The organism is Plantactinospora soyae, from assembly GCF_014874095.1.
Classification (GTDB): domain Bacteria; phylum Actinomycetota; class Actinomycetes; order Mycobacteriales; family Micromonosporaceae; genus Plantactinospora; species Plantactinospora soyae.
The window spans coordinates 1,246,251-1,261,800 of the sequence record NZ_JADBEB010000001.1; the positions used below are offsets into that span (position 1 = coordinate 1,246,251).

13 protein-coding genes are annotated in these 15,550 nt (G+C 70.7%); 4 read left to right on the plus strand and 9 right to left on the minus strand.

Annotated elements, in window-relative coordinates:
- Window positions 1-44 precede the first annotated feature (44 nt).
- The gene (locus tag H4W31_RS05565) at window positions 45-905 is read right to left on the minus strand and encodes a L,D-transpeptidase family protein (protein WP_192765663.1); all 861 of its coding nucleotides are present in this window, start codon (window positions 903-905) and stop codon (window positions 45-47) included.
- A gap of 150 nt (window positions 906-1,055) precedes the next feature.
- On the opposite strand from H4W31_RS05565, the gene H4W31_RS05570 reads away from it, so the two are divergent.
- Complete coding sequence (locus tag H4W31_RS05570) at window positions 1,056-2,735, plus strand: DNA repair helicase XPB (RefSeq protein WP_192765664.1); 1,680 nt, start codon at window positions 1,056-1,058, stop codon at window positions 2,733-2,735.
- A gap of 47 nt (window positions 2,736-2,782) precedes the next feature.
- Here the strand turns inward: H4W31_RS05570 and H4W31_RS05575 are convergent, their stop codons facing one another.
- The 3 genes from H4W31_RS05575 to H4W31_RS05585 form a co-directional block, all read right to left on the minus strand.
- Window positions 2,783-3,148: a hypothetical protein gene (locus tag H4W31_RS05575; RefSeq protein WP_192765665.1), complete on the minus strand. Its 366-nt coding sequence runs from the start codon at window positions 3,146-3,148 to the stop codon at window positions 2,783-2,785.
- 1 nt (window position 3,149) lies between these two features.
- Complete coding sequence (locus tag H4W31_RS05580) at window positions 3,150-3,866, minus strand: hypothetical protein (RefSeq protein WP_192765666.1); 717 nt, start codon at window positions 3,864-3,866, stop codon at window positions 3,150-3,152.
- Window positions 3,867-3,957: 91 nt separating this feature from the next.
- Window positions 3,958-4,257 carry a type VII secretion target gene (locus H4W31_RS05585; protein ID WP_192765667.1) on the minus strand — a complete coding sequence of 100 codons (300 nt, stop codon included), beginning with the start codon at window positions 4,255-4,257 and terminating at the stop codon, window positions 3,958-3,960.
- Window positions 4,258-4,356: 99 nt separating this feature from the next.
- On the opposite strand from H4W31_RS05585, the gene H4W31_RS05590 reads away from it, so the two are divergent.
- Entirely contained in the window at window positions 4,357-4,908 is a 552-nt protein-coding gene (locus H4W31_RS05590) for a hypothetical protein (RefSeq protein WP_192765668.1), read from the plus strand.
- A 59-nt stretch (window positions 4,909-4,967) separates the two neighbouring features.
- Here the strand turns inward: H4W31_RS05590 and ligD (H4W31_RS05595) are convergent, their stop codons facing one another.
- Both ligD (H4W31_RS05595) and ligD (H4W31_RS05600) read right to left on the minus strand, forming a co-directional pair.
- Window positions 4,968-5,888 (minus strand): non-homologous end-joining DNA ligase, encoded by a 921-nt coding sequence (gene ligD / locus H4W31_RS05595; protein WP_192765669.1) that lies wholly within the window; start codon window positions 5,886-5,888, stop codon window positions 4,968-4,970.
- A gap of 14 nt (window positions 5,889-5,902) precedes the next feature.
- Entirely contained in the window at window positions 5,903-6,853 is a 951-nt protein-coding gene (gene ligD, locus H4W31_RS05600) for a non-homologous end-joining DNA ligase (protein ID WP_192765670.1), read from the minus strand.
- A 168-nt stretch (window positions 6,854-7,021) separates the two neighbouring features.
- Here ligD (H4W31_RS05600) and ku point away from each other — a divergent pair, with 168 nt between their 5' ends.
- A complete protein-coding gene (ku, locus tag H4W31_RS05605) occupies window positions 7,022-8,056 on the plus strand; it encodes a non-homologous end joining protein Ku (protein WP_192765671.1) in 1,035 nt (344 codons plus the stop codon).
- A gap of 77 nt (window positions 8,057-8,133) precedes the next feature.
- Here ku and helR read toward each other — a convergent pair whose 3' ends face one another.
- The 3 genes from helR to H4W31_RS05620 all read right to left on the minus strand — a co-directional run bounded on the left by helR (window position 8,134) and on the right by H4W31_RS05620 (window position 14,044).
- On the minus strand, window positions 8,134-10,317 hold the full coding sequence (helR, locus tag H4W31_RS05610; protein WP_192765672.1) for an RNA polymerase recycling motor ATPase HelR: 2,184 nt from the start codon (window positions 10,315-10,317) through the stop codon (window positions 8,134-8,136).
- 243 nt (window positions 10,318-10,560) lie between these two features.
- Window positions 10,561-11,484, minus strand: a complete 924-nt coding sequence (locus tag H4W31_RS05615) for a DUF5995 family protein (protein ID WP_192765673.1) — start codon at window positions 11,482-11,484, stop codon at window positions 10,561-10,563.
- Between the two features lie 229 nt (window positions 11,485-11,713).
- Entirely contained in the window at window positions 11,714-14,044 is a 2,331-nt protein-coding gene (locus H4W31_RS05620; protein ID WP_192765674.1) for a discoidin domain-containing protein, read from the minus strand.
- A gap of 331 nt (window positions 14,045-14,375) precedes the next feature.
- Here H4W31_RS05620 and H4W31_RS05625 point away from each other — a divergent pair, with 331 nt between their 5' ends.
- Window positions 14,376-15,512, plus strand: a complete 1,137-nt coding sequence (locus tag H4W31_RS05625; protein ID WP_192765675.1) for a glutathione-independent formaldehyde dehydrogenase — start codon at window positions 14,376-14,378, stop codon at window positions 15,510-15,512.
- Window positions 15,513-15,550 lie beyond the last annotated feature (38 nt).

The following is a 15,550-nucleotide window of genomic DNA, read 5'->3' on the forward strand; positions in this document are numbered from 1 at the left end:
CGAGTCGCCCCGGGCGTACGCCTCCGGCCGGCCCCGCGTCGGGCTCAGGTGCCGGGACGTCGGCCGATCACGTGCACCCGGGTACCCACCTTGCCCAGCGCCCACATCCGCCGGGCGTCGCTCGGCAGCAGGTTGACGCACCCGTGTGAGCCGATCGACTTGTTGTGCAGGTAGGTGGTCGTCTGGTGGAACCCGATGCCGCCGATGAAGCGTTGCCAGTACGGCAGCCACACCTCGTACGGGTCGGACCACTCCTTGGTGTTCCGGAAGTTGACCTTGTACGTGCCGGTTGGTGTGCGGAAGCCCGACATGCCGGTCCGGGTGACGGTGGGAGCCATCACCACCTTTCCGCCCCGCATCGCCCATACCGTCTGCAAGGTGAGGTCGACGCAGAAGGTCGTACCGCTGCCGTCGGCGCACTTGTCCGTATCGGTGCTGGCCAACCGGCGGGCGACGTCGGCGGTGGTCGGTCCGGCCCGGCCCTCCGCCGGTCGGATGTCGTACCGGCGCTGGAACCGCTTGATGGCCGCGCAGTCGGCGGCCGACTGCCGGCCGTCGACGGTGACCGCGCCGAACCCGCCCAGCCGGGCCAGGTACGTCTCCACGTCGCGCTGCCGGTCGCCCTGCGGACAGCCGCTCGGCGGCTTCGGTGAACTCGGCCGGGCTGGTTTCCGGGGTGGCGCGGTGGTGGCCGGCGGTCGTGGTTTCGTGGTCGCGGGTACGGGTGTCTTCCCCTGATCCGGCGCGGGCGGCGCGCTCGCCCCCGTTGCGTTCTCCGCTCCGACCGGCGCGAGCCCCCCGGCTCCCGACTGGTCTGTCTGCGGATCAAACGCGCACGCACCGGCGCCGAACAGGGTGACTGCCACCAGAGCAACGAGACGGATGCCAAAACGCACGGTTACCATCTGGTCCTCCCCAGGAGCCGTCGACTGCTAGACGCATGGGAATACCGGTTCGGTTGCACCAGTTGAAAGATTTTTTCGGTTCGTTATCCAACGTGCAAGACTGAAGTGTCGGTGCGTGGGACGCCCGACCTGGGACGGGAGGGTGTGGGCGTGAGCGGCGGACCACTTATCGTGCAGTCGGACAAGACCCTGCTGCTGGAGGTCGACCATCCCGACGCGCTGGCCTGCCGGATGGCGATCGCGCCGTTCGCCGAGCTGGAGCGCTCCCCCGAGCACGTGCACACCTACCGGCTGACCCCGCTGGGCCTGTGGAACGCCCGGGCGGCCGGCCACGACGCCGAGGGCGTGGTCGACGCCCTGCTGCGCTTCTCGCGCTATCCGGTGCCGCACGCGCTGCTGGTCGACGTCGCCGAGACCATGGACCGGTACGGCCGGCTGCAACTCGTCGCCGACCCCACCCACGGGCTGGTGCTGCGGGCGCTGGACCGGATGGTCCTGATCGAGGTGGCCAAGAGCAAGAAGCTCGCCGGGATACTCGGGGCGAAACTGGACGACGACACCATGATCGTCCATCCGTCCGAGCGCGGCCGGCTCAAGCAGGCGCTGTTGAAGCTCGGCTGGCCGGCCGAGGACCTGGCCGGGTACGTCAACGGCGAGGCGCACCCGATCGAACTGGCCACCACCGGTTCCGACGGCAAGCCCGCCTGGGACCTGCGGTCGTACCAGCGGGAGGCGGTGCAGAGCTTCTGGGCCGGCGGGTCGGGCGTGGTGGTGCTGCCCTGCGGGGCCGGCAAGACCCTGGTCGGAGCCGCCGCGATGGCGGAGGCGAAGGCGACCACCCTGATCCTGGTCACCAACACCGTCGCCGGCCGGCAGTGGAAGCGGGAGCTGATCGCGCGCACCTCGCTGACCGAGGAGGAGATCGGGGAGTACTCCGGCGAGCGCAAGGAGATCCGGGCGGTCACCATCGCCACGTACCAGGTGCTCACCGCGCGCCGGGGCGGCGCCTTCACCCACCTCGACCTGTTCGGGGCCCGGGACTGGGGTCTGGTGATCTACGACGAGGTGCACCTGCTGCCGGCGCCGATCTTCCGGTTCACCGCCGACCTCCAGGCCCGGCGACGGCTGGGGCTGACCGCCACCCTGGTCCGCGAGGACGGCCGGGAGGGCGACGTCTTCTCGCTGATCGGCCCGAAGCGGTACGACGCGCCGTGGAAGGACATCGAGGCGCAGGGCTGGATCGCCCCCGCCGACTGCACCGAGGTACGGGTGACGCTGACCGAGGCCGAGCGGATGACGTACGCGGTCGCGGAGCCGGAGGAGCGCTACCGGATGGCAGCGACGGCCCGGACCAAGTTGCCGGTGGTCAAGGCGCTGGTCCAGCGGCACGCCAACGACCAGGTGCTGGTGATCGGCGGCTACATCGACCAGTTGCACGAGCTGGGCGAGGTGCTCGACGCGCCGATCGTGCAGGGCTCGACCACCAACAAGGAGCGCGAGCGGCTCTTCGACGCGTTCCGGGCCGGCGAGATCTCCACCCTGGTCATCTCGAAGGTCGGCAACTTCTCCATCGACCTGCCGGAGGCGGCGGTGGCGATCCAGGTCTCCGGCACCTTCGGCTCCCGTCAGGAGGAGGCACAGCGGCTCGGCCGGGTGCTGCGGCCGAAGGCCGACCGGCGGCAGGCGCACTTCTACACCGTGGTTTCCCGGGACACCATCGACACCGAGTACGCCGCCCACCGGCAGCGCTTCCTCGCCGAGCAGGGTTACGCGTACACCATTGTGGACGCCGACGACGTGCTCGGCCCCTCACTGCCCAGCGTGGACTGACCCGGACCGGCGGGTCCGGTTCCACGCCCGCGCCGGGAACACCTGGGCTACTCGTCCGGGTGGTCCCGGCGCCACCGCTCACGCTCGCGGCGCTCCCGCTCGATCCGCTCCCGGGACGCCGCGAAGTCCGCCTCCCCGCGCGCGGCCAGTTCCGCCTTCTCCTCGTCGGAGAGTTCCTCCCAGCGCTGCGCGAAGCGTTCGACCTGCGGGTTGAGCGCCCGGTTGAAGACCGGCGAGGTGGCCGCGTCCCGCAGCCCGCGCCGGCCGGTCAGGATGTCGTCGGCGAGTCGCCGGAACTCCGGGTCGTCGCTGCGCTCGCGGAGCAGCTTGAGCGAGTTGCGCAGGTGCTGGGAGAGTGCCGGGTCACCCCGGGCCACGTCGAGCATCGGCTCCTCGTCGTTCGGCCGGGTCATCTCAGACTCCCGCGTGGTCGTAGGCGCCGGCCGGAAGCGGATGCGCGTCCAGGCCCTGCAAGCCGCCGAGCAGACCGGCGACGACGCCGGTGAAGCCCTGCACCGCGGTCCAGACGTGGTTGTGCACCTCGATCATCTGTCCCCAGACGCCGATCGCCTTGGTGACCGTGACCGCGGCGGCGGCACCGGCGAGGATCGGGCCGATGACCGTCCAACTGGACGCCGCGGCGGCCGCCGCCTCGATGCCGATCGCGATCAGCAGGTCGGTCAGGGTCTCCAGCAGGCCCTTGATGGCGTTCGCCGACTCGTACATGCCGACGGCCATCGAGTTGAACTGGCCGCCGAGCGAGTTGAGCGAGGAGACCTGCTCCTGGAGGACCTTCACCAGCCCGTTGAAGTACTCGGCGGCGCTGTCGGCGGCGTTGCCCTGCCAGTCGTACTTCACGGTGGTGACGGCGGAGTTGATCGACCCGGCGTACGCGGTGTTGAACTCGCCGAGGTTCTTCACCGCCACCCCGGCCTTCTGCACCGCACCCCAGTCCCCGGCGTACTGGTCGGCGACCCACTGCCAGGGGTTGGTGCCACAGACCTGCTCCGCCGCCCAGCCCAGCCAGTACGACGGACTGATGTACTGCGGAAAGCCGACGATGTTCTCGACGAGGTCCGGAATCGGATCACTGCTGGTCGGCGCGGTCAACTCGGCCGAGGGGGAACCCATGGTCGTCCTGCCCTTTCTTGTCCGACCGGTGGCCGGCGGCTCCGTCGCGGCGTGGACGCGCGGCCGTCACCCACCCGTGGCCCGGAGCGGATCAGTAGGTACGGTCGAGCCGCTCGGCGGCGGCCGCGTCCGTGGTCTGGTAGAACTTCGCCGCCTTGTCGACCTCCTGGGCGGAGGCCGAGGTCAAGGTGTGAAGTCGGTTGTAGAGCTGCTGCAACTGCTCCCGGGCGTTGCTGACGCCCTCGACGACGGTGACGAACATCCGGCCCTCGGCGTAGCCGATGCCGAGATGTTGCTGCACGTACTTCCCGGCCGCGTCGGCGTCGTCGGTCAGGTCAGCGACCGCGGTGCCGAACTCTCGGATGCCGGTGTGGTCTGCCTTGAAGGACAACCGTCCCACCCCCAGGTCTTCCGTCGCCCCCGGAGCCGGCTGCCCGGACGCCACTGCCCGGATACCATACACATTTACGCATCCCGACAGGATTGCTAAATGGACACGTCTTTCGCTCTACCGGTCAGTGCGCTGGACGCCGTTCTGCCCCAGGTGGACCGCTGTGCCCGGCACGGGCTGCCGTCCGCCCGGCGGGTCGACTTCGCGTTGCAGTCCCGGCCGAAGCTCACCGGGAGCAACCCGGCGCTGGGTGGCAACGTCCTGGCCACCGCCGGACGGGTCGCCGAGCACGCGGAGAAGGTCCGGGTCACCCGGATCGCCGGCTGGCCGCTCTGCGACCGGTGCGTACGCACCCGCCGCTGGTGGCTGCTGATCGCCTCCGTCTGCTTCTGGGGCGGCCTCGCGCTCCTGATCGGCGCGATCGTGGCCCGGATCGTCGCCGGGCAGTCGGCCGTACTCGGCATCCCGATGATCGGCGGGATCGTGCTCGCCATCGCCGCCCCGGCCCCGTTCGTGCTGGCCAGCCTGCCCCGGATCACCAGGGCCCGGACCTCGGACGACGGCGGCGCGGTACTGGTCCGCGACGCGCACCCCGAGTTCGCCACCCAGGTACGGAGCACGGTCGACCGGCTTCCCCAGCACCCCGGCTGAGCCGGGCGCCGGCACTGGGGTTCCGCGCTATCCGGCCGGGTACGCCCTCTGTCGGCGGCTCAGCGCGCCGGAAGTCTCGGGCCGGCGTCGAGCAGGTCGACCATCAGGTCGCCGTACTCCTCGATCCGGGACAGCACCTCGGCGGCGGGGAACTGGCGGACGGCGCCCGGCTCCCCCTCGGCCGCGGCCTCGACCTCCGCCCAGGTCAGCGGCGTCGAGGCGGACGGAACGGGCTGCGCCCGCAGCGAGTACGGCGACACCGTCGTCTTGGCCGCGTTGTTCTGGCTCCAGTCGATGAACACCTTGCCGGGCCGGAGTCGCCTGGCCATCTGCGCCGTGATCGACTTCGGTACCTCCCGGGCGAGTTCCTCGGCCACCCGCCGGGCGTACCCGGAGACCACGTCGGCGGACTGCCGGCCCGAGATCGGGCAGCTCAACTGCATGCCCTTGCGGCCCGACGTCTTCGGGTAGCTGGCGATGCCGTCGACGTCGAGCCGGTCCCGGATCAGTAGGGCGACGCCGCAGCACTCGGCCAGCCCGGCCGGTGCGCCCGGGTCCAGGTCCATCACCATCAGGTCCGGGTCGGCCCCGACCCGCCACTGCGGAACGTGCAGTTCCAGCGCGGCCAGGTTCGCCAGCCAGACCAGCGTCGGCAGGTCGTCACAGACGACGTAGTCCAGCACCTCCCGGTCCTTCGACGAGCCCGGGGACGGCAGCCGCTCCAGCCGTACCCAGTCCGGGGTGCTGGCCGGGGCGTTCTTCTCGAAGAAGAACGACGCGTCGACGCCGTTCGGGTAGCGGATCCGGGTCAGCGGCCGGTTCCGCAGGTGCGGCAACAGTGCCGTCGACACCCGGGTGTAGTAGTCGATCACTTCGCCCTTGGTGAACCCCGACGCGGGATAGAGCACCTTGTCCAGGTTGGACAGCTCCAGCTCCCGGCCCTCGACCTCGACCCGCACCACCCGCCGCTCAGCCGGCATGATCGGCCCCCTGGTCAGCCGGCATCGACGTCCGCCGGACCCTTGTCGGTACGCAGCCGGCGTACCCGGGGGAACCGCAGTCGGCCGTCCGGCGTGCGCTGGCCGTACTTCACCTCCACCACGACCTCTGGTCTTACCCAGATCGCGCCCCGGGCATCCTCCCTGGGCACCGCGGCGACGAACGGTGACCCGGCGCTGCGCAGCGGCTCCAGGACGGCGAGCAGTTCCCGCTCGATCGCCGCGCCGATTCCGCCGCCGACCCGTCCCCGGTACACCAGCCCGCCGTCCGGCGCCGGTACGCCGACCAGCAACCCGCCGATCCGGCGTACCCCGGGGCGCCAGCCGCCGACCACGAAGTCGTCGGTGACCTCCAGTTTCACCTTCAACCAGTCCGGTGACCTGACTCCGGGCCGGTAGACCGAGTCGACGCGCTTGGCAACCACGCCCTCCAGGCCGTGCTCGCCGGCCGCCTGGTAGGTGGCGAGACCGTCCGGGAAGACCGGCGGCACCGCCCAGCGCGGTCCGCCGAGGCCGAGGGACTCCAGCGCCTCCCGGCGCCGCTGGTAGGGCCATCCGGTCAGGTCCTCGCCGTTCCGCCGCAACAGGTCGAAGATCATGTACGTCACCGGCAGGCTGACCGCCAACCGCGCGGCCCGACCCGGATCCCGGACGTGCATCCGCTCGGCGAGGGCGGTGAACGACGGCTGCCCCTGCTCGGTCAAGACCACCACCTCACCGTCCAGCACCGCGTCGTCTACCCGCTCCGCCAGTTGCCGGCCGAGCGCGGCGAGCTCCGGATAGGCGGCGGTGATCTCCACTCCGGAACGCGCGTACAGCCGCAGGGAGTTCGCGGCGAGGTCGCCGACCGCCCGTACCCCGTCCCATTTGAACTCGTACAGCCAACCGGGGACTGTGGGCAGCTCCCCGGTGGTCGCGAGCATCGGCTTGACCGGCGTGCCGGGCACGTTCCCCACTCTAGGTCCGCCCGGAAACCCTCGCGTCCGGTTCGATCCGATGCGATCCTGGATCTCAACTGGTCGTCCATACCGGTCTTGGCGGAGGTACCGGCTGCTCAGGGGGGTTCATTCACTCGGCTGGGTGAATATCCGCCCGGCTGGGGGAAGGTACGGATCATGCGGGCTATCTGGCGAGGCGCCGTCTCGTTCGGGCTGGTCTCCATCGGGGTACGGGTCTATTCCGCCACCGAGGAGAAGGACATTCGCTTCCACCAGGTGCACCGCACCGACGGCGGCCGGATCAAGTACAAGCGCACCTGCTCGATCGACGGCGAGGAGGTCAGCTACGACGACATCGCCAAGGGCTACGACATCGGCGGCGGCGAGATGGTCATCCTCACCGACGAGGACTTCGCCGAGCTGCCGCTGAGCACCTCGCACGCGATCGACGTGCTGGAGTTCGTACCGGCCGAGCAGGTCGATCCGATCCTCTACAACAAGGCGTACTTCCTGGAGCCGGACGGTGCGGCGGCGAAGCCGTACGTGCTGCTGCGGGACGCGCTGACCGACTCGGAGCGGGTGGCCATCGTGAAGGTGGCGCTGCGCCAGCGGGAACAGCTCGCCACGCTCCGGGTACGCGAGGGGGTGCTGCTGCTCAACACGATGCTCTGGCCGGACGAGATCCGCCGCCCCGACTTCGGGTTCCTGGACGAGGACATCTCGGTACGGCCACCGGAGCTGGCGATGGCGAGTTCCCTGATCGACTCGATGGCCGGGGAGTTCGAGCCGGACGTCTTCACCGACGACTACCGGGCCGCGCTCCAGGAGGTCATCGACGCGAAGGTCGAGGGCCGGGAGGTGGTGCAGCCGGAGGAGGTCGAGGAGGCGCCGGCCGCGGCGGTCGACCTGATGGCCGCGTTGCGGGCGTCGGTGGACCGGGCCCGCGCCGCCCGTGGCGAGGAGCCGGCCGGCGCCGGTGCCGGGAAGCCCACCCCGATCTCGTCGGCGAAGTCCGCCCAGAAGGCCGCGGCCTCGAAGAAGGCGGCGCCCGCGGCAAAGAAGGCGGCCAAGAAGGCGGCGGAGAAGTCCACCGGGGCCAAGAAGACCGGCACGACGACGAAGGCCACCGAGGCGAAGAAGACCGGCGCGGCCAAGAAGACCACCGAGGCCAAGAAGACCGCCGCGAAGAAGGCCCCCCGCAAGTCCGCCTGAGCCGCCCCGGGCGGCACGACGAGCGGGTACGGGTCGACCCGTACCCGGTGGTCGTGCCGCCGGGGCCCTCATGATCGTCAGTCGGCGGTCACCGCGCCCCGGCCGACGTCGGCGCTCGTGAGGAGAACGAGTTGCCGGGTCGCCCGGGTCATCGCGACGTAGCGGTCGACCGCTCCCTCGATCCCCTCGCCGAACGCCTCGGGATCGACGAGGACGACCAGATCGAACTCCATCCCCTTCGACAGCTCCGGGGTCAGCGACCGGACCCGGGGCGTCGCCCGGAAGGTGGGATCGCCGATGACACAGGCGATCCCCTCGGCGTGCGCGGCGAGCCAGGCGTCGAGGATCGGGCCCAGATCCGAAGCGGATCCGTGTACGACGGGTACGCCGCCGCTGCGGATCGAGATCGGCACGTTGGCGTCCGGAAGCACCGCCCGGATCACCGGCTCGGCTTCCGCCATGACCTCCTCCGGGGTCCGGTAGTTGATGCCCAGCGAGGCCAGGTTGATCCGGCCGAGTCCGATCCGTTCGAGCCGTTCCTGCCACGACTCCGTGAACCCGTGCCTGGCCTGGGCCCGGTCCCCGACGATGGTGAAGCTCCGGGACGGGCAGCGGAGCAGCAGCATCTGCCACTGCGCGTCGGTCAGTTCCTGAGCCTCGTCCACCACGATGTGCGCGAACGGGCCGGCGAGCGAGTCCGGGTCGGTACGGGCCAGTGCGGTCTCGTCGACCAGAGCGTCCCGCATGTCCTGCTGGCGCAGCATCGTCAGCAGACCCTCGCCGTCGTCGTAGACGTCGGCGTCGAGCAGGTCGTCGACGACCCTGGCCATCCGCTCGCGTTCGGCGGCGAGAACGGCGTCGTCCCGCCGCTTGCGCCGGGACGCCTCCGGATCGCCGAGCCGCTGCCGGGCCGCGTCCAGGAGCGGCAGGTCGGACACCGTCCAGGCTCGCGGGTCAGCGCGCCGCAGCTTCCGAACGTCGTCAGGGCTGAGCCAGGGAGCGCACCTGCGCAGGTAGGCGGGTACCGACCACAGGTCCGCGACCAGGTCGGCCGCCTCCAGCAGCGGCCAGGCGCGGTTGACGGCCGTGTGCAGCTCCCGGTTCCGAAGCAGCGACGTCCGGAGCTGGTCGGTCGGGACGTTGGCGTCGTGCCGGTCCATCAGGATCGTGAGCAGTGCCGTCAATATCTCGTCACGCGCCTCGTTGTGCGGAATGCCGGGCTCTGGCGCATCGAACGCCTCGGCCCAGTCGTCGGCGCTCAGCCAGATGCTGGACCAGGGGGTCGTGACCTTCATGCCCTCGGTGGGTGGCTCCTCGTAGAACCTGACCGCCGCCTCGATCGCCTTCACCAGGTCGGCGGACGACTTCAGGCGCGCCACGTCCGGGTCGGTCTCGACGGTCGCCGAAGCTCCCTCGGCGACGAGATCCCGCAGGGTGCAGGTCTGCACGTCCTCCTCGCCGAGGCTTGGCAGGACGTCGGAGACGTACGCCAGGTAGGGCTGGTGGGGACCGACGAACAGCACGCCGCCCCGGCGGTGGTGCAGGCGAGGGTCGGAGTAGAGGAGATAGGCGGTGCGGTGCAGCGCGACGACGGTCTTCCCCGTACCCGGACCACCGTCCACGACGAGCGCGCCGCCGGATCCGGCTCGGATGATGGCGTCCTGGTCGGCCTGGATCGTGCTGAGCACGTCCCGCATCCGGGGCGACCGGCTGCCGCCCAGGCTGGCGATGAAGGCCGACTGGTCGTCGAGCGCGGCGTGCCCTTCGAGCCCTTCCGAGGTGAACACCTCGTCCCAGTAGTCGCTGATCCGACCACGGGTCCAGCGGTACCGGCGGCGGCTGGTCAGACCCATCGGGGTCGCGTGGGTCGCGCCGAAGAACGGCTCGGCGGCGGGAGAGCGCCAGTCGAGCAACAGCCGGCGCCCCTCGCTGTCGACCAGGCCCTGCCGCCCGATGTACACGGGCTCGGAGTCGCCGGCCGGGACCATGTGTCCGAGGCACAGGTCCAGACCGAAGCGACGCAGGGCACGCAGGCGAGCGGTCAGCCGGCGGACCTCCTGGTCCCGGTCCACCGCCTGCCGGCCCTTGCCGCCGGGCGCCCTGCGCGCGGTGTCGAGGCGGTCGGACAGGTCGGCGATGGTCCGTTCGAGGCTCTCCGCGATGGCCGCGAAGTGCTGCTCGTCGTCGGCGATCAGCGTCGGGTCGGCCTTGGCGAGCAGGGAGTCGGGAAGGTCGAACACGCTGGCGGTCCGGGAATTCAATTCAGCATTCCAATCCGATGTCGCTGGCAGCCCTCGGGCGAAGCAGGGCGGTCTCGGCCTTGACCAGCGATTCTGCGGCATGACCCGGGTCTTGCCACAAGCCCCCCGGTATGCTATATGTTTGAAATGGAAGGGAGTGGGTTCCTCCCCCCTTTCAACCCTCTTTATCGCCCGCCATGGATGCCTCGCCGTGGATGCACAGCCTCCTCGCGGCCCCGGCTCGCCCGATCGACGGAACTCGCCCTAGTACGCCGGAGGCAGCCCGAACGGGTAGGCCAGCGTCGGCGCGGTGGCGTGCTGTGCCGCACAGTGCACGCTCCGGGGGCCCGGTCCGGTGAACGGCGGGACGTAACCGGTCAACGTGGCCAGTCCGGCCGCGACGGTGGCGGCGCCGGACTCGATGTCGAACTCGACCAGGGCCCGGGTGAACGGGTTCCGGGCGTTGGCCAGCCGTACGGCGTTCCGCCAGGCCTGCTCGCGCCAGGCGACGATCACGTCGAGCACCGTGCTGTTCGGGATCCCGGTGTCGAAGCCGTACGGGTCGAACCGGGTCAACAGCTCGGCCAGCAGCGGGTCCATCACCTCGGCCAGAATCTCGTTGACCTTGTCGTGGTCCGGTTTCCGGCTGCTGCCGTCGGGCGCGGTCAGTCCGACCCGTTCGAGGACGTACGGCAGGTCCCGGTTGATGTGCGCGTTCATCCCGAGCATCAGGTCACCGGCGCCGGTCAGTCGACGGGACCGGGCCGCGTCCAGGGCGGCCAACCAGGCCAGCGGCACCGAGGAGCGGCGACCAGCGGCCCAGTCGTCGTACGCCCGGTAGTAGTACTCGGCGAACAGCGCCCCCTCGCGGTTCACCCAGTGGTTGTCGGCGAAGAAACCTTCCTGGTCCCGCCCCCACTTGAAGCCCTGAGTGGTCCGTAGGTACGCCAGCGCGAAGGTGCTGTGGTGGTCGCAGGACCGTCCCAGCGACGCGAACCGCTCGCGGAGTTGCGCGATGGTGCCGTCCACGCACTCGTTCCCGCCGTGCGGGCAGGTGTCGGGGACGACGGCAGCGGTCGCCACCCCATCCGAGTTCGGCCGGGCGAGCGCCGGTGGCGCGAGTGCCAACGCCCCGATGACGCCCAGCACGGCGGCCAGTAGCGCGCGTATTCGGGCCAGTCTTCCCATATCCGCCCCCAGAGATGATGATCGACGTCAATGTCGAACATCATCCCCAACTTGAGTGACGAGTCAGGAATATCGGTCCGATAGCCGACTTGACCAGCTATGACAGCCAGTTCGGTTGCTACCCTGTCGATCCTCACCGCCGACCCAGCGAGGGCGTGTCGTCCACCGGGCTCAAGCGCCGGCCCGCCCCGACCAGTCAGCGGCGCAGCGGACCGGCCGGCGGTGACGGTCAGCGGTTTCCGCGTACCGCCACCTCGGCCAGGCCGGCCCGGGCGTACGGCAACTCGGGCAGGTCGGTGAAGGTGACCCGGACGTGCCGGCCGAGCCCCGTGAACAGCGCCTGTTGGGTGGCGGCGGTCAGGTCGTTGGCGGTGCGGTCCAGCACCCGTACCCAGTTCTGGCCGTCCGTGGAGGTCTCCACGACGTAGCCGTACCCGAACTCGGTGCCGTGCGGGTCCCCGGCCGGTACGTCGGCACACTGGCCGGCCGACCGTCCGCCGACGGTGTTCGGCTCGCCGCCGCGTACCGGTGCCGGCTGGTTGGCGGCGCAGGCCAGCACCCCGCCGACGGCGTTGTCGGAGACGACGACCGGGGCGCTGCCGGTCCGGTTGCCGACCAGGCTGACCGGTCCGGTCAACTGGTTGCCGGTGAGGACCAGCCGGCCGGTGCCGCCGACGAGCGACACCGCGCCGCCGATCCGGGACCCGGTCACCTGCACCGCCCTGGCCCCCAGCGCGGACAGCGGCCCGCCGACGGTCGCGTCGGTGGCGGCCAGCGCCGCGCCCGGCAGCACCGTGACCGGCCCGGTCACGGTCGCGCGGTCCAGGCAGGTCACCCCGGCGAGTACGGTCAGCGGCCCGGCGTGCCGGCCGGTGACGGTCCGGGTGCAGGCGTTCCGGAGGTCGGTGGCCGGGAAGGTCAGCTCGATCCCGGTCAGCGTGTACCAGCGGCCCAGGTCGACCTGCCAGCTCTGCCCGGCGCCATCCGTGGCGGCCCGCCAGGCGGTGGCCGGGTCACCGTCGACGGCGAGCCCACCGGGCTGGCCGGCCAGCGCGCTGGTCGTACCCGTCGGGCGGCCGGTGGAGAGCGTGACCGGGCTGTCCCCGGCGGTGTAGCGGGTGTAGTTGTACAGCCGCTTGGCCTGCGGAAGCGGGTGCCCGGTCACCTTGGCCGCCAGGTCGCAGGGGCCGTTGCTCTTGATCGTCAGGGACCGGCCCTGGATGTACTCGACGACCTCCTCCCGGTCGTCCCCGCAGAAGTCGGCGTGCCAGAGCCGGGCGGTCGAGTCGAGGGTGCTGATCACGTCACCGGCACCGTTCATGATGGTGGTCGGTTCGCCGCAGCCCCGGTTCCACACCATGATCAGGTCGCTGTAGTCGCCGGTCCAGTTGTGGATCGGCTCCGGGATCGAGCCCCAGCAGCCGCGCGTCTCCCGGGCCTCCCGCCAGACGTGCTGACCGTTGACGTCGAGCAGGAAGAGCCCGTCGTAGCCGTTCGCGGTCCGGTCGATCCGGTCCAGGCCGAGGGACTCCAGGCCCGGCCGCTCGGGCAGGTAGTCGCCGGTCATGATGTTCTGGGTCTCGACGATGTCGCTGTTGCGCCAGATCTCCGCCCCGGTACGCCCGTCGTGCGCCACCGCGGCGTCGCCGCCGAGCATCAACTCCAGCTCGTCGTTGCCGGTGATGTCGGCCATCCACATGGTGTCGGCGTGCCCGTCGCCCTGGTGCCGCCAGAGCAGCTCGCCGTCCGGGCTCAGCATGTCGTAGCCGATCATGATTTCCTGGCGCCCGTCGCCGGTGAAGTCGTACGGCCACGGGTAGTGGCCGGTGTTGCCCACGTGGGTCCAGAGCACGGTGCCCTGGTTGTCCAGCGCCCAGGCCGTGTCGTAACGATCCTTCAGGACGATCTCCCGGGCGGTGTTCCCGCCGCTCAGGTTGGCGAAGATGATCGCGTCGTGGGCCAGCCGGTCCGGCAGGGCGAAGTCCCGGACGAGTTGACCCGTCCGGCCGTCGAAGATCATGAAACGTCCCTCGACAGCGGTGTTCCCGCCCGGGTGCATGACCGCGACGACCTCGTTGTCTCCGTCGCCGTCGACGTCGTGCACCTGCGCCGGGATGTCGCTGCCGTTGTTGCGCCCCCGGGGGTCGACGGTGCCGGCCTGCCAGAGCCGGGTGCCGTCGAGGTCGTACGCGGTGAGCGCGGCTACCAACGCTCCCTCGTACCGGTCGTCGGCGGTGTAGTGGGGCTGCATCATCACGACGTCCAGCCGGCCGTCCCCGGTGACGTCACCGAGCAGTGGCCGGGCCCCGCCACCGGCGGCGCTGGTGTCGAAGCTGGTGACCACGGTCGGCTCGATCTGCGCGGCCGCCCGGTCGGTCGCACCGGCCGCCGCGACTGTCCCGCCCTGCGGCCCGAACTCGCCGACGCCGTGCCCCGCCGCCCGCTCCCGCGCGCCGGCCGGACCCGCCGGACCGGCCACTGAGACCAGTGCGACCAGTGCGACGAACGCGGCGCCGGCTCCCAGCGCCCGACGGTGCCTCGTCGATGGCTTCCGCGACATGGCGCGACCTCCGGTTCGAACCCCGTGGTGAATCGTTTCAAGACGCGCCCGCCAAGATATCGGCACCGATGCATCGCTGTCAATAGCCGCCGCGACGTGCACCCCGAGCACCCTCGGTCGTCCCACCGCCGTCCTCGACCCGGCCACCGCAACCCCAGCGACACGATCGTTTCAACGGAGTTGGTCGCTGCGATCGATGGTGCGGCCGGACGCCCGGCCGGCGACAACCGACGACGGCACGATTCGCCCCTTATCCGATGATCGTCGGCCTAGGCTGAAACCGGGGAGGCAGTGCGGGGCGAGGGGCAGCGCGGGGCCGAGGGGGAACAGCATGAGGGCAGTGGTCTACCACGGGCCGCACAACGTCGCGGTGGAGAACGTCGAGGACGCCCGGGTGCAGGACCCCAACGACGTCGTCGTCCAGGTGACCACCAGCGCGATCTGCGGCTCGGACCTGCACATGTACGAGGGCCGGACGGCCGCCGAACCGGGCATCGTCTTCGGCCACGAGAACATGGGCATCGTGGTCGACGTCGGCCCCGGAGTCGTACACGTCAGGCGGGGCGACCGGGTCTCCATGCCGTTCAACGTCGCCTGTGGCTTCTGCAAGAACTGCACCGCCGGCAACACCGGGTACTGCCTCACCGTCAACCCCGGCTTCGCCGGTGGCGCGTACGGCTACGTCAACATGGGCCCGTACCGGGGCGGGCAGGCCGAGTACGTCCGGGTCCCGTTCGCCGACTTCAACTGCCTCAAGCTGCCCCCGGGCAACGAGCACGAGAACGACTTCGCGATGCTCGCCGACGTCTTCCCCACCGGCTACCACGGGGTGGCCATGACCGAGCTGCGTCCCGGGGAGAGCATCACCGTGATGGGCGGCGGCCCGGTCGGCCTGATGGCCGCGTACTCGGCGGTGCTCATCGGTGCCGCCAAGGTGTTCCTGGTGGACCGGGTGCCGTCCCGGCTGCGACTCGCCGAGTCGTTCGGCGCCATCCCGATCGACTTCACCGGGGGCGATCCGGTCGAACAGATCCGGGACCAGACCGACGGCGACGGGACCGACCGGGGCGTCGACGCGGTCGGCTACCAGGGCACCGGCCCAGGTGGACAGGAACAGCCGGCGGGAGTGCTGAACAGCCTGGTGGAAATCGTCCGGGCCACCGGCCGGATCGGCGTGGTCGGACTCTACGTACCGCACGACCCCGGAGCACCCGACCCGCACTCGCAGAACGGCGAACTGCTGTTCCGGGTCGGCAAGTTCTTCGAGAAGGCGCTCCGGATGGGCAGTGGACAGACGAACGTCAAGGCGTACAACGCGTATCTGCGTGACCTGATCATCGCCGGGCGGGCCCGGCCGAGCCTGGTGGTCAGCAAGGAACTGCCGCTCGACGCCGCGCCAGAGGGCTACCAGCGGTTCGACCGGCGCGAGGAGGGGTACTCGAAGGTCGTACTCAAACCGGCCGCCTGAACACCGCGGGTCGACGGGTCCGACCCCGGCCCGCCCTT

What these genes read in the sequence shown, in the direction of transcription:
- H4W31_RS05565 (WP_192765663.1), bottom strand. Translation starts at nt 905, where the DNA reads ATGGTAACCGTGCGTTTTGGCATCCGTCTCGTTGCTCTGGTGGCAGTC.
- ku (WP_192765671.1), top strand. Translation starts at nt 7,022, where the DNA reads ATGCGGGCTATCTGGCGAGGCGCCGTCTCGTTCGGGCTGGTCTCCATC.
- H4W31_RS05615 (WP_192765673.1), bottom strand. Translation starts at nt 11,484, where the DNA reads ATGGGAAGACTGGCCCGAATACGCGCGCTACTGGCCGCCGTGCTGGGC.
- H4W31_RS05580 (WP_192765666.1), bottom strand. Translation starts at nt 3,866, where the DNA reads ATGGGTTCCCCCTCGGCCGAGTTGACCGCGCCGACCAGCAGTGATCCG.
- H4W31_RS05575 (WP_192765665.1), bottom strand. Translation starts at nt 3,148, where the DNA reads ATGACCCGGCCGAACGACGAGGAGCCGATGCTCGACGTGGCCCGGGGT.
- H4W31_RS05625 (WP_192765675.1), top strand. Translation starts at nt 14,376, where the DNA reads ATGAGGGCAGTGGTCTACCACGGGCCGCACAACGTCGCGGTGGAGAAC.
- H4W31_RS05590 (WP_192765668.1), top strand. Translation starts at nt 4,357, where the DNA reads ATGGACACGTCTTTCGCTCTACCGGTCAGTGCGCTGGACGCCGTTCTG.
- ligD (WP_192765669.1), bottom strand. Translation starts at nt 5,888, where the DNA reads ATGCCGGCTGAGCGGCGGGTGGTGCGGGTCGAGGTCGAGGGCCGGGAG.
- H4W31_RS05620 (WP_192765674.1), bottom strand. Translation starts at nt 14,044, where the DNA reads ATGTCGCGGAAGCCATCGACGAGGCACCGTCGGGCGCTGGGAGCCGGC.